This window comes from Treponema primitia (assembly GCF_046533075.1).
In the GTDB taxonomy this organism is placed as follows: domain Bacteria; phylum Spirochaetota; class Spirochaetia; order Treponematales; family Breznakiellaceae; genus Termitinema; species Termitinema primitia_B.
Window position 1 is genome coordinate 17,135 of sequence record NZ_JAJQRB010000004.1, and the last position, 21,297, is coordinate 38,431.

General features: G+C 54.5%; 22 protein-coding genes. 2 read left to right on the plus strand and 20 right to left on the minus strand.

Annotated features, from left to right (window positions below; genetic code table 11):
- Position 1: 1 nt before the first annotated feature.
- Complete coding sequence (locus tag LQZ19_RS00795) at positions 2–487, minus strand: universal stress protein (RefSeq protein ID WP_411045723.1); 486 nt, start codon at positions 485–487, stop codon at positions 2–4.
- Positions 484–1,107, minus strand: a complete 624-nt coding sequence (locus LQZ19_RS00800; RefSeq protein WP_411045724.1) for a V-type ATP synthase subunit D — start codon at positions 1,105–1,107, stop codon at positions 484–486. Before LQZ19_RS00800 ends, LQZ19_RS00795 begins: the two co-directional genes overlap by 4 nt.
- Positions 1,108–1,289: 182 nt before the next feature.
- On the opposite strand from LQZ19_RS00800, the gene LQZ19_RS00805 reads away from it, so the two are divergent.
- Positions 1,290–3,221: a tetratricopeptide repeat protein gene (locus LQZ19_RS00805; RefSeq protein ID WP_411045725.1), complete on the plus strand. Its 1,932-nt coding sequence runs from the start codon at positions 1,290–1,292 to the stop codon at positions 3,219–3,221.
- Positions 3,218–4,807: a hypothetical protein gene (locus tag LQZ19_RS00810; RefSeq protein WP_411045726.1), complete on the plus strand. Its 1,590-nt coding sequence runs from the start codon at positions 3,218–3,220 to the stop codon at positions 4,805–4,807. Before LQZ19_RS00805 ends, LQZ19_RS00810 begins: the two co-directional genes overlap by 4 nt.
- A gap of 6 nt (positions 4,808–4,813) precedes the next feature.
- Here LQZ19_RS00810 and LQZ19_RS00815 read toward each other — a convergent pair whose 3' ends face one another.
- The 18 genes from LQZ19_RS00815 to LQZ19_RS00900 form a co-directional block, all read right to left on the minus strand.
- Positions 4,814–6,259, minus strand: coding sequence for a V-type ATP synthase subunit B (locus LQZ19_RS00815; protein WP_411045727.1), 1,446 nt, complete (start codon positions 6,257–6,259; stop codon positions 4,814–4,816).
- Complete coding sequence (locus tag LQZ19_RS00820; RefSeq protein ID WP_411045728.1) at positions 6,256–6,429, minus strand: hypothetical protein; 174 nt, start codon at positions 6,427–6,429, stop codon at positions 6,256–6,258. Before LQZ19_RS00820 ends, LQZ19_RS00815 begins: the two co-directional genes overlap by 4 nt.
- Position 6,430: 1 nt before the next feature.
- A complete protein-coding gene (locus tag LQZ19_RS00825; RefSeq protein WP_411045729.1) occupies positions 6,431–8,245 on the minus strand; it encodes a V-type ATP synthase subunit A in 1,815 nt (604 codons plus the stop codon).
- The gene (locus tag LQZ19_RS00830; protein ID WP_411045730.1) at positions 8,235–8,867 is read right to left on the minus strand and encodes an ATPase; all 633 of its coding nucleotides are present in this window, start codon (positions 8,865–8,867) and stop codon (positions 8,235–8,237) included. The genes LQZ19_RS00825 and LQZ19_RS00830 overlap by 11 nt, the downstream gene beginning before the upstream one ends.
- Entirely contained in the window at positions 8,867–9,223 is a 357-nt protein-coding gene (locus tag LQZ19_RS00835) for a V-type ATP synthase subunit F (RefSeq protein ID WP_411045731.1), read from the minus strand. The genes LQZ19_RS00830 and LQZ19_RS00835 overlap by 1 nt, the downstream gene beginning before the upstream one ends.
- The gene (locus LQZ19_RS00840) at positions 9,223–9,540 is read right to left on the minus strand and encodes an ATP synthase subunit C (protein WP_411045732.1); all 318 of its coding nucleotides are present in this window, start codon (positions 9,538–9,540) and stop codon (positions 9,223–9,225) included. The genes LQZ19_RS00835 and LQZ19_RS00840 overlap by 1 nt, the downstream gene beginning before the upstream one ends.
- A gap of 2 nt (positions 9,541–9,542) precedes the next feature.
- Positions 9,543–11,582: a V-type ATP synthase subunit I gene (locus LQZ19_RS00845; RefSeq protein ID WP_411045733.1), complete on the minus strand. Its 2,040-nt coding sequence runs from the start codon at positions 11,580–11,582 to the stop codon at positions 9,543–9,545.
- 55 nt (positions 11,583–11,637) lie between these two features.
- Positions 11,638–12,693 carry a V0D/AC39 family V-type ATPase subunit gene (locus LQZ19_RS00850; protein ID WP_411045734.1) on the minus strand — a complete coding sequence of 352 codons (1,056 nt, stop codon included), beginning with the start codon at positions 12,691–12,693 and terminating at the stop codon, positions 11,638–11,640.
- Positions 12,694–13,044, minus strand: coding sequence for a hypothetical protein (locus LQZ19_RS00855; RefSeq protein WP_411045735.1), 351 nt, complete (start codon positions 13,042–13,044; stop codon positions 12,694–12,696).
- A 28-nt stretch (positions 13,045–13,072) separates the two neighbouring features.
- Complete coding sequence (locus tag LQZ19_RS00860) at positions 13,073–13,546, minus strand: PTS sugar transporter subunit IIA (RefSeq protein ID WP_411045736.1); 474 nt, start codon at positions 13,544–13,546, stop codon at positions 13,073–13,075.
- Positions 13,547–13,591: 45 nt separating this feature from the next.
- A complete protein-coding gene (secG, locus tag LQZ19_RS00865) occupies positions 13,592–13,975 on the minus strand; it encodes a preprotein translocase subunit SecG (RefSeq protein ID WP_411045737.1) in 384 nt (127 codons plus the stop codon).
- A 191-nt stretch (positions 13,976–14,166) separates the two neighbouring features.
- Positions 14,167–15,750: a xylulokinase gene (locus LQZ19_RS00870; RefSeq protein ID WP_411045738.1), complete on the minus strand. Its 1,584-nt coding sequence runs from the start codon at positions 15,748–15,750 to the stop codon at positions 14,167–14,169.
- A 16-nt stretch (positions 15,751–15,766) separates the two neighbouring features.
- Positions 15,767–16,408 carry a CBS and ACT domain-containing protein gene (locus tag LQZ19_RS00875; protein WP_411045739.1) on the minus strand — a complete coding sequence of 214 codons (642 nt, stop codon included), beginning with the start codon at positions 16,406–16,408 and terminating at the stop codon, positions 15,767–15,769.
- Positions 16,398–17,114: an ABC transporter ATP-binding protein gene (locus LQZ19_RS00880; RefSeq protein WP_411045744.1), complete on the minus strand. Its 717-nt coding sequence runs from the start codon at positions 17,112–17,114 to the stop codon at positions 16,398–16,400. The genes LQZ19_RS00875 and LQZ19_RS00880 overlap by 11 nt, the downstream gene beginning before the upstream one ends.
- Before the next feature lie 10 nt (positions 17,115–17,124).
- A complete protein-coding gene (locus LQZ19_RS00885; RefSeq protein ID WP_411045740.1) occupies positions 17,125–17,946 on the minus strand; it encodes an ABC transporter ATP-binding protein in 822 nt (273 codons plus the stop codon).
- Positions 17,943–18,932, minus strand: a complete 990-nt coding sequence (locus LQZ19_RS00890; RefSeq protein ID WP_411045741.1) for a branched-chain amino acid ABC transporter permease — start codon at positions 18,930–18,932, stop codon at positions 17,943–17,945. Before LQZ19_RS00890 ends, LQZ19_RS00885 begins: the two co-directional genes overlap by 4 nt.
- Position 18,933: 1 nt before the next feature.
- A complete protein-coding gene (locus LQZ19_RS00895) occupies positions 18,934–19,833 on the minus strand; it encodes a branched-chain amino acid ABC transporter permease (protein WP_411045742.1) in 900 nt (299 codons plus the stop codon).
- Between the two features lie 18 nt (positions 19,834–19,851).
- Positions 19,852–21,003 carry an ABC transporter substrate-binding protein gene (locus tag LQZ19_RS00900; RefSeq protein ID WP_411045743.1) on the minus strand — a complete coding sequence of 384 codons (1,152 nt, stop codon included), beginning with the start codon at positions 21,001–21,003 and terminating at the stop codon, positions 19,852–19,854.
- Positions 21,004–21,297 lie beyond the last annotated feature (294 nt).

The following is a 21,297-nucleotide window of genomic DNA, read 5'->3' on the forward strand; positions in this document are numbered from 1 at the left end:
TTTAGGCCTGTTTGTAGAGCTGATCCACCTGCGGTTCCTTAACCAAAAATACGGAACACTTGGCGTTGACCATGATTTCCCGGTGAGCATGGGAAATGATATCCCTGGCGCTCCGCTCCTTCTCCCAGCCCCCTAAAATGATGAGATCCGCCTTTTTCTCGTCCGCCACCGTAAGGATCTCGGTATACACCGCCCCCTTGCGGATCGCCCGGTCAATCTTGACCCCCTTGGCCCGGGCCAGTTCCTCCACAAAGGAAAGGTACCGTTCCCCGTTAGTCTCCAGGCTCCGTTCATAATCCAGGCTTTCTTCCTGGATGAAGATCTTGCTCAGGGTGAGCTGCCGGATGGTGGCGGTATCCACCACATAGACCGCGCATAAATGGCACCGGTACTGCTTTGCCATGATGATTGCATATTTTGCCGCCAGTATGGACGCATCCGAGCCCGAGACTGCTACGACGAGATTGGAGAAAAGTGGCTTTGTCATTCCTTGCCGGCCTTCCTTTTTAAGAGCTTGCTTGAGAAGAAGGCATCCCGATCCTTTTCTTCAAGCGCCGCTTCGATGTATTTTCTGGTATCCCTTGCCGTGGGGATCACCATCTTTTCCAGGGCATTAACCCGCCGCTGGGTTTTCCGGACTTCCCGGGCTAAGCGCCAGGCTATGGTCCTAACCGCCGCCAGTTCTGTAAGGATCTTCAGCAGATCGAAGAATTCTAACACAGTTTCATCACATTCGGCAAATGAATTCGCCGGTGAATACTTTAATTCCGCCCCCGGAAGGTACACTTCCAGGCCGGGAAGGTTCATTCCCGCCACCGCAACCCGTTTTTCCCGAAGATCAAACTTATATTTGATGCTCCGGGAGAGCCGATCCGCCCGTTCCCGGCCAACAACCACCAACATTCGCTTAAGGCAGGGGTAGGCGGTCTCCACCCGGTGGTCCATATCCCGTTCCAGGATCTTTACCTGCTCCACCTTCCGCATAAGCTCCATAACCAGTATTTCCCGCTTCTGCTCCAGAAGATCGTAACCCTCCTCGGCGGTAGCAAGCCGCTCCTTAGTCCGCAGGAGGTTGCTTTTGGTGGGCGCTATCTGTTCACGGGCCATGGGAGATCACTCATAAGTCTAATTTATAATATTGGGGGGATTTTAACAAGAGAAGCGGGAAAAATTCATGCTCACCGGTCAAAGGAAATTACTTATACGTCTAATCTATGTGATCTTGTAAAACATCCATACCTAATGCCATAATCACACTTGGAGGGAAATTCCTGTTTTGTTAACGGCATATGCGTATCCGTAGGTCAATCATTATCCTCATCCTGGGTTTCCTCTCCGCTTCCCTGCCGGGTTTGGATTTCCTCATCCGGCCCCGGGGTTTTATGACTATCCCCCTGGGAGAAAAGAAGGAGCTCTACACCATGGGCGGCGGGGGCGAAGTGGGCTTTGATCTGGATATTTCCAGCATTTTCCCCACTCCCCTGGGTTTTAGCTATACTGCGGGTTTTGAGGCGGGTTATGGCTTTAGTCCCCTTTCCGAAGGCGCCGATGGGAATCTGCAAATCTACGCCGCCGGGGCCGGTCTGGGGCTCTACTACTTCCCCTTGTCCCGGCTTTTCCTTCGGGCTGACGGAGCGGCAGGTGTCTACCAGGGATCATTCGGTGATGGGGCAAGCTCCTCCTATTGGCTGCGGGCCGGGGGAGAAGGCGGATTCCGCTTTAGCCCTTCCTTCCTCCTTTCGCTGAGCGGGGGCTGGCGGTATTTCCATAATCCCTATGGCGGCCCCCTCTACTCGGGCGTCTATACGGGGCTCGGAATTCAGATCACCCTGGGAACCCGGGGCAGCGGGAACGGCGGCGTGGAAGCCGATCTAACGCAGGACGAGCCGGTCTTTCCGGTTTTCCTATCCCTCTACCGGGAAAATGCCGCTGCAACTCTTAAGATAAGCAACCGGGAGAATGCGGAGATCCGAAATGTACGGGTAAGTTTCCGGGCGGGCGCCTATACCTCATCGGAATTCGACTGCGGCAGGGCGGGGCTTATCCCCCGGGGCCGTACCCTGGAGTTTCCCCTATTGGCGGATTTTTCTCCGGAACTTCTTACTTTTACCGAACATAGCCGCATTGTGGGGGAACTGGTGATCCGCTATACACTGCTGGGCGTGGAAAAACAGGTGATACGGAGTACGGCTATCCGGGTATTAAACCGCAACGCCTACCGCTGGAGGGACGATAGAAGTCTGGCGGTATTCGCGTCTCCTTCGGAGCCTGCTGTCCTGGAAACGGCCAAGTTTATCACCGGTCTGGCCCGGGGGCATCTCAAGGCCGGCCTTAATCAGAATATGCAGATGGGGCTCTACCTTTTTGAGGGACTCCGCGCGGCGGGTCTCGCCCTGGCGGAACTGCCTGAAACCCCCTACCGGGATTATAGGGCGGCCGGAGACGCGGTGTATCAGGATTCACGTCTCGATACGATACAGTTTCCCTTTCAGACCCTCGCTTACCGGAACGGAGACTTGGACGATCTGGGGCTCCTCTATGGGGCGCTGTTGGAGGCTTCGGGAATCAGCGCCGCCTTCATATCCTTGGCGGATGATTTTATCATCGCTTTTAATTTAGGTATAAACCCGGAAGCAGCGGAAACCCTGTTTAACGGGAACGAAAAATTATTAATAATTGAAGATCGGGTGTGGCTGCCCCTTTCCATGGCGGCTTTTAACAGGGGTTTTGTAGAATCCTGGAAAGCCGGAGGGCAGCGGGTTAACCGCATCAATAAGAGTGAAAATGCCGCGTTTTTTGTTTTGGAGGAGGCTTGGGGTACCTACCCTCCCGCCCCCGTCCCCCTTCGGGAGAGCCCCATAAACCTGCCCCTGGAGCAGACAGTCCTTGCCAGGGCGGATCAGGAATTCCGTTCCTATACCACAGAAGAACTGGAACCCCTTGTAGAGGCGATCAGAAACCAGATAAGAACTGCCCCTACGGCCGCCCTCTATAACCGCTTGGGGATACTCCTTACCCGCATTGGGAAGCAGGAGGAAGCCGTCGCAGCTTATGAACATGCCATAGGTATGGGGTCGGTTCCTGCCATGAGTAACCGGGGCAATATGGCCCTGCTGGCAAGGGATTATCAGACGGCTGAAAAGTGGTTCCTGCAGGCCCTGGCATCTGATCCCGAAAATAAGGGAGCAAAAGCGGGGCTGCTGAAGGCCCAGGGGCGATGAAAAAACTCCGGTTCTGTCTCCTGGCGTTGTGGATCGCCTTAACGCCGGTCTTTGGGGAAACGGAATTGCATTTTACCCTTATGCCCGGAGGCGCCTTTCCCCTGGGGAACGAAAACCTCGGCGTCGGTACCGGGGCTTCCGCTGCTCTGGCTCTGCTCTTTCCCGGCTCCCTGGGGATAGGGATAAATGGGGGGTATTCGGGGATTACCGTAGCTGACGGCACTACCCTCGGCCTGCTGGAAGGGGGGATAGGTCCGGTTTTTCAGTACCGTTTCAATGACCGCTTTTCTCTCCGGGGAGAAGCTACCCTGGGGGTCTACCGGATGAACTGGAAGGATAAACAGGATACTTGGGGAAGCCTAAGTTTTTTGGCATCCGGCTTTTTTCACCTTACCCCTTCGGTTTCCCTGGGACTCTACGGCGGCTATACCTGGTATCATTATGAGCCTGATATACGGGTCATAAAAGCCGGGGCAAGTATTAAGGTCAATCTGACGGAACTGGTAACCGGGAAAATCCGCATCAGGGGTGAAAAAATTGATCAGCATCCGATTTTTCCGGTCTCCTATGCCTGGTATGAAAAAAATTCCTTCGCCACCCTGCGTATTACCAATGAGGAACCCAACGCCATTACCGAAGTGGAGGTTTCCCTGTTTCTGGAACAATATATGAACCAGCCTACCAAGTGCATGACCATAGCCCGGCTTGAAAAGGGTGAATCCGCAGATATTCCCCTGACCGCATTATTCAACGAAAGCATGATGGACCTTACGGAAAATATCAGCGTCAATGTCAGGGCGCAGATACAGTACCGAAGCTTAGGGGTACGGAAGTCCACGGCCATTCCGCTGAGTATGCCCGTTTACAACCGAAATGCCATGAACTGGGACGACGATAGACGGGCAGCGGCCTTTGTATCCTCCCGGGACCCGTCGGCGGCCTACTTTAGCCGTTATACCGCAGGCATTGTTGAAGCCCGGAAGCGGCGCGATATTCCCCCCAATGTGCAGTATGCCATCGGTCTTTTTGAGGCCCTTAATGTATACGGTATAAAGTATATTATCGATCCCCTAAGCTCCTATGTGGTATTATCCGAAGACGCCTCGGCCATGGACAGTCTTAATTACCCCTATCAAACCCTGCTCTATCGGGGCGGTGACTGTGACGATCTTTCCATTTTGTTTTGTTCCCTTCTGGAGACCCTGGGCATCAAAACAGCCTTTCTCACCATCCCGGGGCATATCTATATAGCCTTCGATACGGGGCTAACCGAGGGTGAAGTGAAGGATAACTCCCAGATCCCCCTTTCCGCCCTTATAGCGCGGGAGGGGAAATTGTGGATGCCACTGGAAATCACCCTTCCCGAGGAAGGTTTTAACCGGGCCTGGCGGATAGGTATTCAGGAGTGGGAACGCGCCGGAACGGAGGGGCAGCTCTACCCCATGTCCCGCTCTTGGGAGATTTATCCATCGGTGAGTATTCCCCGGGCGGGACAACGGATCATCACCGTACCGGACGAGAAAGAGCTGATACGGGTCTTTGAGGCCGGTATAGGGGCCTTTTTAAATTCCCCCGGTTACCGCTAAATTTTTCTACAGCCCCCCGCTGCCCCAGCCTTCGGAGGCGGGGGAAAGCACGGCGCCGGCGGTGAAGGGGTTCATATACTTTTCGATGTATTCCTTCTTTATCCGCAGGAGGTCCTCCCGGGGCAGGCTGGCTAATACCTTCCAGCCAAGGTCCAGGGTCTGGTCGATGCTGCGGTCCTCGAATTCACCCTGGGTGAGGAAATCCTGTTCCAGCCGCTCGCCAAACTGAAGGTAGCGTTTGTCCGCGTCGGATAGTTCTTCCTCGCCGATGATCGACGAAAGGTTGCGGACCTGCTTGACCTTGGAATAGGCGGCGAAAAGCTGGCTGGATACATCCTTGTGATCCTCCCGGGTCATGCCGGGGCCGATGCCGTCCTTCATGAGCCGGGAAAGGCTGGGAAGCCCCGCCACCGGCGGATAGACCCCTCGCTGGGTGAGTTCCCGGTCCAGCACGATCTGCCCTTCGGTGATGTACCCCGAAAGATCCGGAATGGGATGGCTGATATCATCGTTGGGCATGGTGAGGATGGGTATCTGGGTGATGGAACCGGAGGAACCGCTTATCTTTCCCGCCCGCTCATAGAGGCTCGCCAAATCGGAGTAGAGGTAGCCCGGGTAGCCCTTGCGGCTGGGAACTTCACCCCGGATGGAACTTACCTCACGGAGGGCTTCGCAGTAGTTGGTCATGTCGGTCATCACCACCAGAACGTGCATGTTCCGGTCGTAGGCCAGGTATTCCGCGGCAGTCAGGGCGCATTTGGGGGCTACGAGCCGCTCCAGGGACGGGGCGTCCGCCAATGACAGGAATACTGCTACGTTGGCCAGAACACCGGTACGCTCAAAGTCGTCCAGGAAGAACCGGGCCACATCGTACTTGACGCCCATGGCGCAAAAGACTACCACGAAGGGCTCCGGAGCGCCGCCGCCGCCAAGGTTCAGGATCTTTGCCTGACGCACTATTTGTGCGGCCAGACGGTTATGGGGGAGTCCGTTGCCGGAAAAAATCGGAAGCTTCTGTCCGCGGATCAGGGTGTTCATGCCGTCAATGGAAGAGATCCCGGTCTGGATAAAGTCCCGCGGATAGGTCCGGGCGTAGGGGTTGATGGGGAGGCCGTTCACGTCCAGGCAGGTGGAGGAGAAGATGTTTCCGTACCCGTCTATGGGTTCACCCAGGCCGTTAAAGATACGCCCCAGGAGCCCCGGCCCTACCCGCAGCTGCATGGGCTTCCCCAAAAATTCTACCCGGGAGTCCGCCGCGGAAAGCCCCGTATTACTGCCGAAGATCTGGATCGCCGTCCAGTCCTCGCTCATATCTACCACACGGCCTAAGCGGCGGCCTTCGTCACGGTCGTAAACCGCCACCACCTCGTTAAAGCCCACGTCACGGCTCCGCTCGGTGATCACCACGGGGCCCTCTATCCGGGTTAAGCCCCGGTATTCAACACCCCTCATCTATGAACTCCCACTTGCATCACCCTTCTCTCCTCAGGATAAAAAAAACAACCGCAAAGGCGCAGAAGGCGAAAAAGGATGGGGAAAAGAAAAATTCCTCTTTCCTCTTTCTTCGCCTTCTGCGCCTTTGCGGTTAAAATCCCTTCACATTTATTCAGTCCAATCAACATATTACAACGTCTCCTTAGTACGATAGCTCCGTTCCAGGGTTTCCAGGGCGTTTCGCATTTCCTGTTCAAAATCCGAAAGCTTATCGCTGTCTTCGTTTTTCACATCGCCCTTAAGCCGGGAAAGCCGCTCCCGGATGGGCATGGGATTGTCACCGCCGGTAAGGGAACTAATCTTAATTAACGGGGCGCCCAGCTTGATGCAGACCTGGGCTTTTTCAAAGAAGTCCATGACCAGTTCCAGGAGCCGCACCTGTTTGGCGGGGATGCAGTACATATCCACTTCGTCGAAAGAATTCTGCTGGAGGAACCCGTCCTTGATGATATCCGCCGTTACCAGAACCAGCCGCTGATCGTCCGGCAAGGCGTCGGGGCCGATGAGCCGCACTATTTCTGAAAGCCGCTGTTCCTTTTTAAGCAGGTCCAGGGCTTCCTGGCGTACCCGTGCCCAGAGGGGGTTCACCTTTTCCCACCAGGGCCCCACCTCTTCGGCGTACTCAGAATAACTGTCTATCCAACTAATGGCCGGGTAATGCCGGGCGTTGGCCAGGTCCCGGTCCAGGGCCCAGAAGCAGCGAATGAAACGCTTTGTGTGCTGGGTTACGGGCTCGGAAAAATCGCCCCCCGGGGGAGACACCGCGCCGATGATGGAGACCGATCCTTCAAGACCCGAGAGGGTCTGTACCCGGCCGGCCCGTTCGTAAAATTCCGCAAGCCTGGTGGGGAGATATGCGGGGAAACCTTCCTCGGCGGGCATTTCCTCCATGCGCCCCGACAGTTCCCGCAGAGCCTCCGCCCAACGGCTGGTAGAATCCGCCATGATCGCCACGTGGTAACCCATGTCCCGGTAAAACTCCGCCAGGGTTACACCGGTGTAGATGGAAACCTCCCGGGCAGCCACGGGCATGTTAGAAGTATTGGCGATAAGGATAGTGCGTTCCATCAGGGAACGGCCGCTGCGGGGATCGGTAAGGTGGGGGAACTCGGTGAGTACGTCGGTCATCTCGTTGCCCCGTTCGCCGCAGCCTATGTAGATAATCACGTCGGCGTCGCACCACTTGGCAATGGCGTGCTGGGTCATGGTCTTGCCGGTACCAAAGCCCCCGGGTATGGCGGAGGTGCCACCCTTGGAGAGGGGGAAAAACACATCGATGACCCGCAGGCCCGTAACCAGGGGCTGATCCTGGGGCAGCCGTTTCGCGCTGGGCCTGGGGATACGCACAGGCCACCACTGGGCCATGGGGATCTCTTCGCCGTGATCGGTACGCGCAATAACAGTGTTACAGTTGTAGTCACCGGCCTTAACCAGTTCCGTAAGGCCCTCCCCGTGTATGTTTGGGGGAACCATGATCTTGCAGATTATGCTCGGGGTCTCCTGAACCGTTCCCAGGACCAGCCCCGGAACCGGGACCGGCTTTTCTCCGGCGGCAATCTTCGCCGCCAGGGCGGGATCGGGAAGGAAGGACCAAAGCTTCGCGGTGTCCAGGGGATCTTCCCGGGCGCCGGGGTCCATGAAGGCCCCGCTCTGTTTAAAAAGGGCCTCCAGGGGCCGCTGTATTCCATCATAAATAGTGCCGATAAGTCCCGGCCCCAAAAGAGCCGACAGGGGCCGTCCGGTGGAGGCTGCCCCGGCGCCTATCTGGAGCCCCGTATCATCCTCGTAGACCTGTATCACCGCCTCGTCCTGCTCAAGCCGCACGATTTCCCCGATGATACGTTTTTCGCCGACCTCAACCAGGTCGAAAAGCCCCGCCCCGTCGAGACCCGAGGCGCGCACTATGGGCCCGGAGATGCGCCGGACCTTTCCGTTAATGGTCATCCTTCGCCTCCCCTAAAAGAGCCGCTACCAGTTCCGCCCGGCTATCCTCTAGTAACGCTGCGGCAAAGGCATCCACCGAAGCGGTAAGCCGTACCGCCGGGGAGTTTACGATAATGGCAGGAAAACTGCCGGGCAGTCTATGAAAGCTCAGATCTTTTTGATAGGTCCAGTTGATCCCCGGCAGGGATTTTGATATCAGTGTTTTAAGTTCCTCTTCCGTAAGAGCCCGGCAGCCCACCAGGAGTGGAGGAGCGCCGGGAACAGGGTCCGGAAGCCCGGCGGCGCAGCGCTTGAGCTCCTTCTCCACTAGGGTAAGAAGTTTTTCCCGGGACAGGGCGCCAAGGTAGTCCCGCATGGAAGAAAGGAGGAGGGCCTCCACCTTTTCCGAATAGGCGCGCCGTTTATCCAGGGGAAGCCGGGCCATAAGTTCCTCCCGGGTTTTTTCTATACGAACAGTAAAACTTTTTTTAAGCTTCCCAAGATCCTTCCCCATCCGCTTTTCCCAGACAGCGGCGGAGGCGGCAATGGTCTCATCGGCGGTACTTAATATACGCTTGGCCTTTTTCCGCGCATCTTCGAGGATCTCTTTATCCAATACGTCGGTTGATTGCAGTTCTTCCATTACACGTGAACCCCTACCGCTTCCCGGATGGATTCTACCAGGGTCTTACGGCCCGGCAGATGTCCTATGGTTCCGGGTATTTCTACTACCAGGGGATACTCCCCGGAAAGCTGCCAGTCCGTCAACTCCGCCCCCAGCCAGTCCGCAGCCTCTTCGGTGAGGATCAAGACCCGGCAGCCCGCGCTGCCGCGTACATAGGCTGTGGGCAGCACCGCCTGGGCGGTTTCATCCCAGCCCCGGGTTATCCCCAGGAAAGCGGCCCGGGCGGTCTCAGCATTAGTCACCGGGATTCCGTCTATGCCGATAAAGCGAAAGGCGGTAAGCAGCTCAGCATCCCCGATAAAGTAATAGTCCATTACAATATCATAATCAGCAGGGCCACCAGGAAGCCCCAGAGACAGATACCTTCCGCAAGACCCGCATAGGGCAGAGCCTTTCCGGAAAGTTCCGGGTTCTCGCTCATGGCGCCCATGGCTGCGGCGCCGATCTGTCCTACGGCGATACCGCCGGCGATACAGGAAATACCCACCGCCAAAGCCGCCGCAATATACCGCCACGCCGCAGTATTACTGCCAGCTCCCTCAGAAGCGGCGGCAGCCGAAGCCTCCTGGGCAAAGAGCGGAACCGATAGGGCAAACAGTACAAGGATACACAATACTATTTTGCGTTTCATAATCAAACCTCCCTGCGAAACCGGAAGGGGGTAAATTCCACCCCGGTTTCGGTAAAAAACTTACTGAAAAATTCGTAATATTGAAGACGTACAACCTGAATGGCGACGATCATTCCCTCGAGCAGTATTATTACGGTGTTCCCAAAGATCATCACCAGCAGGAACGCTGCGGAACCGCCAAGGCTCCCTGCAAAGCTTCCCGCGCTGCCCCCGGCGGCTGTCATCACCATTTCCGAAAGCTTAAAGATAATAAAAGAAAGCACGGCGTGGGAAAGGGCAAAGGCCCCTACCCGGAGAAAACTTACGGTGTTGGAGATATAGGTGGAAACCGTTTCGAGGATCTCCACAAATCCTTCCATGATAAAAACCATAAGCCCGTGTTCCAGCACCGGTTTTTCCCGGGCAAAGACCCGCCACAGTACGGGACCAAAGAAGATACAGAACACCGGAAGGGCCAGGCCGATGCCGTCGAACCAGGCAAAACGCCCCCCAAGAAGACAGCGGATGGCGATGGAGATGGCGTACCAGAACAAAAGGAGCCCGGAGATACCGGTCTTGGAAAAAAGGGCCCTTTCATATTTTTTAAGCCCCCATTGGTTAACGATATTCACCAATAACCCTATGGAATTAAAAACGATCCCCACAGCAATGGTAAACCCAAAAAAGTAGAAAAGCTTGGTTACGCTCCCGCCCTTTTCGGTAAGGGGCATCAGGGTGAGGATACGGTCCACCGGATGACCGGTAAGGAAACCCGTAAGCGCCCTGGTGGGACGGACAAAAAGTTCCTCGCTTGCAAAGATCTCTCCGTTAAGAAAGCCCATTACCATGGATGCTATACCCACCGAAATAAGGGGGGTAGAATAGTTTTTAAACTTCGACAGAGCCTTAATACCCCTGCGGCCCGTGAGGATTCCCGCCAGAAAAAGTACGAAACCCTGACCCACATCACCGAACATGATGCCGAAGAGTATGGTAAAAAAGAAGGCCACCAAGGGTGTGGGATCGATGGTTCCGTATAACGGAGCGCCGTAGGAAAACACCACCCCCTCAAAGCCCTTAACAAAGGCGCCGTGGTTCAGGGATACGGGGACCTTGGTTTTCCCGTCCCTCACTTCGGGAATCTCGTTGGGATCGAAGGCACGAACCCCTACCCTACCCTCGGTACGCTTCTCCAGATCCTCCACCAGCTTCCCCATGCTGTCCGCGGGAACCCAGCCGGAAAGGACATAGACGCTTTTGGTGGACGCCAGCCGGTGTTTTAGATCCTCGGTTATGGAAGCCATAAGAAAACTGCCGTGCAGGGCAGCCAGAGCGGGGCCGTATTCTTCTTTTACCTGTTTTTTATCAGCCTCAATGGATTTGAGCGCCTCCTCCATACCCCCAAGGCGGGTTTGCAGCCCCGACAGCAGTTCCCCCGGGACCCCCTTATAGCCTTCGGGAACCGCGATGGGAACAAATTCCTGTTTTTTCAGTTCCGAATCCAGGGCGAAGCGGCCTTTCCGGGATGAAGCGGCCAGGATACGGTCATCATCCTTGCCGGAACCCAGGGGGATGATCACCGCCCGGTCCGCCAGATTACTGCGCAGATCCTCCAGCCGTTCCGGTTCCAGCCGGCCGATGCGCAGGGTTAAGTAGGAAAGCTGATCCAGATCCGCAAATGGAGCGTTGAGGTTAGAAAAAGCATTGGCCTCGCTCAGGGCATCTTCTACCTTTTTCTTTTCCTTGAGGGTTTCATTTTCCTTCCCGTTCAAAAGCTCTATCCGGGAACAGATCTTCTCCGTAAGCGCGGCCTCATCAGGACCGGGGAATTTACTGGATTCATCGGGCTCCGTGGGGATTTCCACGCCAAGATATACTGCAGAGGCCTTTATTTTTTCCAGGGTATCCGATATATCTGTGCGGACAATACCTTTATCGGCTAAGCGGTCTTCCGGAACAGCATCGCCCGCTTCCTTGGGGAAGTGCATCAGAGCCCGGCGGCCCAAATATTCTATTACACCGTCCACGTCCCGGTCCAGGACGGTAAGTTCAACCTGTTTCATCTTCCGGGGCCGAATCACGAGGGGAACCTCCTCATTACGTTCGTCGGGTGAATGTTCACGAGGCAACCCCCAGCAAATTAAGGATATCCTGGGCGGGCATACCCAGGCTTAAGCCCTCGGCAACGCTAATCAGGAGATCCTCCTCAAAGAGTTTGATCTTAATAAAACAGGCCACCATGTCCAGGGAAAAGGGCCTGATCCGGAAAGAACGGCGGGCCAGAGTATAAAGATATTCCGCCGCAGCGTTCTGGAAATACCGGGGATCCGCAGTCCAGGCTTCGCCGCTGCTGTGAGGATTCAGGAACTTTACCCAGCGCCAGCGATCCCAGTCGGCGGGGCTGTCCAGGGCCATGGAGAGGGAGTCCTGGGCATCGTCAGCCAGGGTAGGCCTGGCAGCGCTGCGCCGCAAGTGCCAGCGGGAGTGGTAGTCCTTCAAGGCGGGAATAGAAACCAGGAATTCCCCGGCTTGGTCCTCTGACATACCGTAGTAGGTCCGCATACGCAGAGCCCAGGCGGAATTCCGCAGACTTACCTCTTCGGAAAGTATCTGTTCAATGGACTTCCGGTCGGCCGGGGCGAGTTTCAGCATGGACTTCCAGAGGCTGAAATAGTAATGGTGGTCCAGTTTGTTCTGGATCACCATGGTTTTAATATCCAGCGGGGTAAGAAGATCCTCCAGGAGAAATTCAAATTCAGTACCCTTGAGCATCAAGCTGAAATGGGGGTACGCCTTGTAATTAATAGTAGCAAAACGGCCGATATCGGTAAGCTGGGGCAGGTTCCGTTCCCCAGCGGCGGCAGCGGTGATCACCCGTTTCAGATCGGTATACTCAAAATCCCGGATAAGGCGGACCAGCAGTTCCGGCGGATGGGGAAAGGAATCTACAATAATGATAATTTGCCGGGCGGTACGGTTGATGATCCGGCGCTCCAGGTCCACCAAAAGCTCCTGTTCCGGGAGGTCCCTGGCATCCTTGCCGAAGATAAGCCGGTCCAGTTCGGAAAGCCGGGTCATTCCGCCAAGCTTGGAGAGGCGTTTCCCGATAAAGGAATTCCCCACTATTCCGCAAGCCTTGGCATACACATATGCCCGTTCTCCCGATCCGGGCACCTAACGCTCTCCAAAAAACAGGCGTTCCGCCAGTTGGGAGAATGCATCCCCGTGAACCGGCATGACCTCTAAACTCTCCCGGTTGGCTTCCATCTGCCGTTTATAGTCTTCTTTTACCGCCAGCACAGCCTTTTCGTACTCCCCATTAAGTTCCGCCGCTTCCAGGCTATACCGCTCGTCACAGCGCGCCCGGTTTTCCTTTTCCTTTTCCGCAACCCGGCGATCCGCTTCAGCTTGGGCGTCATCGACCAGGATCGCAGCCTGGGACTCAACCTTCAGAAGATGATTTAAAACGTCCTGTTCTCGAACATCCTGTTCGTGAACGTCTCGTTCACTGCTATCAGAACCCATGGAATACCAACCCGCTTACCCTTTCTTATTATTCCAAAGTAATAGAAATATCCTCATATTTTTTTAAAATTGCATAAGCGCCCGGTACATCCTTCTGAGCCGCAAGATCCGTGAAAAACTGAGGATTAGCCAACAGTTCGGCCATACGCTGGAGGACACGGAGATGCTTTTCCGAATCCCCCACAGGACCCAGGATCATAAAGAGTACATGCACCGGGTTCCCGTCCAGGGCTTCGTAATCTATCCCCTTCCGGGAAATTCCCAACATACCGTAGACCTTATCCACCGCATTGGTCTTTCCGTGGGGAATGGCGATACCCTTCTGGATACCCGTGGACATCTTCATTTCCCGTTCCCGGAGGGCTCCCAGGATCTCCTCCCGGGCATCAGATTTAATAACCTGACAAAAACGGTCTACCAGTTCCTCAAAGACTTCCTCTTTATCCTCGGCTTGCAGATCAACCAGTATAAATTCCGGCGAAAACAGTTCGTGTAAAAGCATCAAGCCTCCTCAAATCCTATTCTAACAGACTGGAGTCTGCGGACCTTAGTCCGCAGAATCGGCTTCGGTAGCAGGTCCGGGTAATTGAAACTCCGGCTGGGAATCCACATTACCGGCCCCGCCGTTCTCCTGCCACCAATCATTATCAACATCGGTCGAAAGCTGCCGGCCCGCGGATTCAACCCCGGTACCGCCGGGGGTCCTGTTTAAGAGCGCAAGCCCAAGGCTGAGTACCAGAAAAATTCCGCCCAAAACAGAGGTTGCCCTGGTAAGCACATTACCGGACCGGGAACCAAAGGCGGAGGAGGAACCGCCGGCGAAAATCCCCCCAAGACTATCCCCTTCTTCGCTCTGAATCAAAACCAAGAGAATAAGCAGGATCGCCGCAATAACAAAAAACACCAACAGGACCACACTGAGTACACCCATCTACTGACTCCATTAAAATTATACTATATTTTACTGAAACAAAAAAAGTTATACAAGCTCCCCCTGTTTGATAAGTCCACAAGGTGTATACTTTTTTATACACCTTGTTTAACCACACCTTCTACGGTGAGCAAATTCGATTCCCAAGATCAATTATATCAGATTGATTAGGAAACCGCAATTGGTACCCCTTATTGCAAATTTTCCACAGCGGCCCTTTCAATCGCAATGCCCCTTGTATATTGTTTCATAAAAGCGGTAAAACCCTGCACATCCTTTGTATCCGGCTCAAGCAGGTCGCCGGAGTTCTTCCCAAACACTTTTTGCGCCAGGAAAGCTTCAAGGGTTCCTTCCTTTTGCTTCATATAGGCCGCCAGGAGCGCAATACCCCATGCGCCGCCTTCACCGGCGGTCTCCATTACCGCGACCGGTGTTTTCAACGCCGCCGCCATCAATCTTTGACCCACAAGCTTTGTTTTAAATAAGCCCCCATGGCCCAGGATTTTATCAAGACGGACATGCTCCTTTTCCGTAAGAATATCCATACCTATCTTCAGGGTAGCCATGGTAGAAAAAAGGAGGGAACGCATAAAATTTGCCAGGGTAAAGCGGCTGTCGGGCATACGGGTAAACAGGGGACGCCCCTGCTCCAGGCCGGTAATCACCTCCCCCGCATCGTAATTGTAGGAGAGAAGGCCGCCGCAATCGGGATCAGCCGCAAGAGCCTTTTCATACAGGACATCGTATAGCCTGCCCTTGTCAACCTTAGCGCCAACCGTTTCATTAACTTCGCTGAACAACTTTACCCAGGCGTCAAGGTCCGTAGTACAGTTGTTACAATGTACCATGGCCACGGGTTTACCCGAGGGTGTGGTGACCATATCGATCTCCTGGTACACCTTGGATAATTCCTTTTCCAGCACGATCATCGCAAATATCGACGTTCCCGCAGAAACATTGCCGGTACGTACCGCAACGCTGTTTGTCGCCACCATACCGGTTCCCGCATCTCCTTCGGGAGGACATAGGGGAATACCGGCCGCCAGTCCCCCCTTGGGGTCAAGCAGCTTAGCGCCTTCCGCAGTGAGGGAACCCGCATTTTCACCGGCGTTCAAAACCTTGGGCAGTATATCCCGCAGCTTCCAGGCGAATTTTGAAGCGCCGATAAGGGAATCAAATTGGCTTACCATTTTTTCATTGTAGTTGTTACTATTACTGTCGATTGGAAACATGCCGGATGCTTCACCTATGCCAAGCGCCTTTTGTCCCGTCAGCTTCCAGTGTACATAACCGGCAAGGGTGGTTAAATAGGAAATATCCTTTACGTGATCTTCCTTGTTCAAAATTGCCTGATAGAGCTGTGCGATACTCCAGCGCTGGGGAATGTTAAAGCCGAAGGCATCCGTAAGCAGCTTTGCGGACTGTTCCGTATTGGTGTTACGCCAGGTAAGGAAAGGGGCCAGCTGCTTTCCGTCCTTATCAAAGGCTAAGTATCCGTGCATCATACCGGAAATACCGATAGCCTCCGGCGTGGAAAGCGGGACGCCGTACCGTTTCTGAACATCATCGGACAGGTTTTGAACGGCGTTTTGCAGCCCCTGCCAGACTTCGTCCAGGTGGTAGGTCCAAAGGCCGTTTTCCAGACGGTTTTCCCAGGTCTCGCCCCCCGATGCAAGGGTTGTGTAATCCTCCCCAATCAGAACAGCTTTGATGCGGGTAGAGCCAAGCTCTATGCCCAGGGTTGTTTTTCCGTTAATTAAATCTTTTCCATTCATTTTGCACTCCCTTATATTATCGAATATCTTCCAGTTCCGCACCGCTGATGGCGTTGACGCTTTCCTCAATATCACTGCGATTCATACCGGCTATCCGTATGGTGATGCGGCGGTGATCCAGGTCGTCACCTTCCGAAGAGACCAGGGCGATGATGTTGCCGCCCTTGACGGCGATGGCGTGGGTCAGCTTTTCCAGCTGCCCCGGTTTTTCCGCCACGTGAAGGGTGATACGGACCCCGGGATGCCGGGCGCCGAAGGCTTTGACAAAAACATGGAAAAGATCCGTTTCGGTGATGATCCCCACCAGGAGATCCCCCTTCATAACAGGCAGGCAGCCTATGTCCTTGTCCGCCATGACCCGGGCGGCTTCTTCCACCACATCGTTTTCCTCCACGGTGATCACATCCTTCACCATGATCTTCTCCACCTTGAGTTTGGAAAGGAGGTAGCTGATCTCGTACATGTCCAGACTTGTGGCGCCCGAAGGACCGGCCTTGAGCAGATCCTTTTTGGTGAGTATCCCCACAAGATTGTTGTTTTTATCCAGCACCGGCAGGTGGCCGATCTGCTCCTTATCCATCAGGGAACGCACATCCGTTACCGACATGTCGGGGTGTACGGTAATGGGGTTTTTCGTCATCACACGGCTAATAATCATTTTGTCCTCCTAGGTATGCTTCCTTCACCGCATCGTCCTTCATCAGGGATTTCGCGGGACCGGATTTGATTACCTGGCCGGTCTCCAGAATATACCCGCGGGAAGCGATTCCCAGGGCTTTAAAGGCGTTCTGCTCCACCAATAGTATTGTTGTTCCTGCCTCGTTGATGCGCTTGATTATCAAAAATATTTCATCCACCAAAATGGGGGCAAGACCCATGGAGGGTTCGTCCAGGAGCAGCAGCCGGGGCTTGGACATCAGGGCTCTCCCCATGGCGAGCATCTGCTGTTCACCCCCCGAGAGGGTCCCCGCCACCTGCCGGACCCGCTCCTTAAGCCGGGGGAAAAGCCCGTAGACCATATCCATATCACTGCGGATGGCGGGCCGGTCCTTCCGGACATAGGCCCCCATCTCAAGATTATCCTTCACCGAAAGATTAGCAAATATACGCCGGCCTTCGGGAACCTGGATGAGCCCCAGGGTGACAATGCGGTCCGGAAGTACGGCGCTGATATCATTACCGTCAAAGATAACGGAACCCGCAGTTTTTCTGATGATATTCGATATGGCATGAAGGGTGGTGGTTTTTCCGGCGCCGTTAGAACCGATGAGGGTGATAATCTCCCCCTCGGCGACATCGAAGGAGATACCCCGTAAAGCCCGGATGGCGCCGTAGTGGACCGCAAGATCCCTAACTTCGAGCATGATCTTCGGATCAGCCATGGGCGCCCTCCTCCGCCTCGATGAGGGCGTCTTCCCCCAGGTAGGCCTTGATCACCGCCGGGTCCCGGCGTATCTCCCCGGGAAGCCCCGCCGCAATGATCCTGCCGTAATCAAGAACCAAAAGCCGTTCGCAGATCCCCATGACCAGATGCATATCGTGTTCGATGAGCAGGATGGTCAGGTGAAATTCCTTCCGGATAAAAGAGATAAGCCGCATCAGATCCCGGGTCTCCTGGGGATTCATCCCTGCGGCGGGTTCGTCCAAGAGGAGCAATAACGGACTGCCCGCCAGGGCCCGGGCAATTTCCAGCTTCCGCTGTTCCCCGTAGGGAAGGTTTCGGGCCAGTTCGTCCTTTTTCTTCTCTATTTTAAATAGTGATAGCAATCCTTCCACCCGTTCCCGCATCTGCCCTTCGTCATGATAAAAACGGGGAAGCCGGAACACCACATCCAGGGGATTTTCCACCCGGGAGGAATGGAGGGCTATGCGCACATTATCTTCCACCGTAAGGTTATTAAAGAGTCTGATATTCTGGAAGGTCCTGGCTATGCCGATATGGTTCAATTTGGCGGGGCTCAGTTTTCCTACCACATGCACCTTCCCATGGCGGTCCCAAAAATCGATCTCCCCCCCGGTGGGTGCATAGATACCGGAAAGCATATTGAATACCGTGGTTTTCCCCGCGCCGTTAGGCCCGATAAGCCCCACCAATTCCCCCCGATGCAGTTCGCATGAAAACCCGCTCACCGCCCGCAGTCCGCCAAAAACTATTGAGAGGTCCGATACTTTCAGAAGAAGGTCTTGTTCATTCATACATCTCCCCCCTTGGCGGTTTTGCGGCGGATGAAGGCGGCGAAGCGGGAGACTAGGCGGACGAAGGATAGTTCCTTCATGCCCAGGAGACCCTGGGGGCGGAAAAGCATTACGAAAATAAGTATCAGGGGGTAGATCAGGAGACGATAGTCCCGAAGGAAGCGGAGGAATTCCTGCAGGTAGCTTAGGATATAGGCGGCTAATACCGATCCGGTCATGGAACCCATGCCCCCAAGGACTACGAAGATCAGATAGTCGATGCTGTGGTTAAAGGAAGCGGCGTCGGGCTTTACAAAACCTATCACCATGGCGTAGAGACAGCCCCCGAGGCCGGCGATAAAGGAGGCGATCACAAAACCGACCATTTTATAGCGGAATACGCTGATTCCGTTGGAGTTAGCCGCCACTTCGTCTTCCCGCACCGCCAGGATAGCCCTGCCGTAGCTGGAACGGAGAAAATTCTGAAGCAGGATTAGTATTAGTGCCAGACTGGAGGCAACCACCAGAAATGCCAAATCCAAGCGGAGGGTCATGGCGGTGGTAAACCGCCTGCCGTTGGCGCCCCCGGTGAGGGACCGCAGGTTGGTAAGAACTACCCGGATAATTTCGCCAAAGCCCAGGGTAACGATGGCCAGATAATCTCCGGTTAGTTTTAGTGTTGGAAATCCGATGATAAACCCAAAAAAGGCGGTTACTAATGCTGCGAGAATAACGCTTACCGGCAGGGGAAGCCCCAGGTCCAGGGTAAGGGATATGCAGGAATAGGCCCCTATGGCCATGAACCCGGCTTGTCCTAACGAAAGCTGCCCGGTGATCCCCGTAATAGTATTGACACTGATGGCCAGGATAGCATTTACACCGCCCATGGTGATGATCTGGGCGGTGTAGGGGTCGATAATATCCAGTTTTATGAGCAGCGTAGGGATACACACCAAAGCCAGGGCGAATACACCGGGTATAATCGTATTTTTTCTGCGCTCCCTCATATTACACCTTTACCCTGGTCTTCTTACCCAATATCCCCGTGGGCTTAACCAAAAGGATAACGATAAGAATGGAAAAAGAAATGGCGTCCGCGTATTGGGAAGAGATGAAGCCCTTGGTCATGGTTTCGGCAATCCCAAGGATAAAGCCCCCTAACATAGCGCCGGGCACGGAACCTATGCCTCCCAATACGGCAGCCACAAAGGCCTTAAGCCCCGGCATGGTTCCCATGGTGGGGCTTACCTGGGGATAAGCGCAGGCAAAGAGGATGCCCCCGGCGGCGGCTAATACCGAGCCCAGGGCAAAGGTAAAGGAGATAGTGCCGTTCACCGATATCCCCATGAGGCTTGAGGCCTGAAGATCAAAAGATACTGCCCGCATGGCCTTGCCCCGCTTAGTATAGTTGATTATATAGTTCAGGATAAACATCAACACTGCGGACAGTAAAATTACGATAATCTGTATATTAGAAACCGAAACGATACCCAAAGAAACGGTACGTACCTCCGGCCGCGGAAACTGCCTGGGGTTTGGTCCGATAAAGGGCAATACCCGGGCGCCGTTCTGCAAAATAAGAGAAACCGCAATGGCGGTGATTAGTGAATTGAGCCGCGGAGCTGTGCGCAGAGGACGGTAAGCAAAACGTTCAATAAAAACCCCGAGACCTGCACAAAGGGTCATGGCAAACAGAAACGCTGCGGCTAAACTCAAGGGAGAGACACCGAAACGAGTTAAGACAAAGTAACCCGCATAGGCCCCCACCATGAGTATGTCGCCGTGAGCAAAATTAATAAGCAGAACAATACCGTAAACCATGGTATAGCCCAGGGCAATCAGCGCATAAATGCTGCCCAGGGAAATGCCGTTTATCAGCTGTTGTACAAAAATGACGCCCGTGTCCACGACGAAACAAATATCCGGCTAGGGGTTAACGGTGGTCTTATAGGCCGAGGTCAGTTTCCCGTTCGGCCCCTTGACGAGTTCCAGCACCACAGCGGGCTTAATGGGGTTCCGCTTATCGTCAAACCGGATACTGCCGGTAACATAACTGCTGTTGATATTAGCCAGGGCATCCTTGACCGCAGCGGGTTCCGCGGTAGCTGCGCTGACAATAGCGTCCCGAATCAGGTACAGGGAATCGTAGCCTAAGGCGGCGAAGGAAGCGGGCAGGGCGCCATACTTCCCCTGGAAAGCCTTAACAAAGCCCGCCACCTTGGGGTCGGTGGAATCGGGGGTAAAGTTATTGGTAAAGAAACCGTTCAGCACTTCATCCCCGGCGTTTTCCTGGAGCCCGTCCCAGCCATCGGCGCCCATGATTGGAACAGAGATCCCCTGAGCCCGGAGCTGCTTGGCGATAAGCGCTACGGTACTGTAATAATCCGGCAGATAGATCATATCGGGATTGCTGGCCTTGATCCGGGTAAGCTGGGCGTTAAAGTCCACATCTCCGCCGTTATACACCTCACTGGCCACCACGGTTCCCCCAAGGGAGCTAAAGGCTTTGACAAAATTTTCCTGGAGCCCCACAGAATAATCGTTACCGTTGTCGTAAAGAACAGCCGCTTTTTTTGCGTTGATTTCCCGGAAGGCGAAAACACCCGCCACCGTACCCTGGAAGGGATCGATAAAGCAAGCCCGGAACACATAACCCCCGGCGTCGGTAACCGCTACGGCGGAGGCTGCGGGCGCCATGAGAAGCACCCCCTGGGTCTGGGCCAAGGAGCTAATCGCTATGGTGCATCCCGAAGTAAGGGAGCCGATGATGATCTTCGCCTTATTCTGGGCAGTGAGTTTTCTAAAGGCGTTTACGCTCTTTGCCGCATCGCCCTCATCATCTTCGGAAATAAGGACGAGCTTCCTTCCGCCCACGCCGCCGCCGGCATTGATTTCCTCAATTGCCAGTAGTATCCCCTTTTGGGCTTCGGTACCGTATACGGCGACTCCCCCGGAAAGCGGGAAAATACCGCCTATGATGATATCACCGGAACCGGCGGCAGAATTGGTCTTTTTACACCCGGTAAAGGCCAGAGCGGCCAAACAGAGGGATACAAAGATCACCGCTGATTTTTTCATTTAATAGCTCCTTAGCAAAACCTAGATTATATTAACGGGTATTTATAGCAAATGTCCAGAGCAAAACAGAAAAGAATATGCCCTGGAACTTCGTTTGGGGTCCCGCAAGAAGGAGGAAGAAGAATTTTACCGCACTCTGTTGACAGGAGCCATAAATATGGTATTCTGGAATGGCCGGGTCAAAAAGACCTGCCCCAAAGGTCCCCGTAGGGGGCCAAACCGGTAATTTAAAAGGAGCCCCCCCCCATGAAAACGTATCCTGTCAAACGGTTTGTCATAATTCCTTATGACACA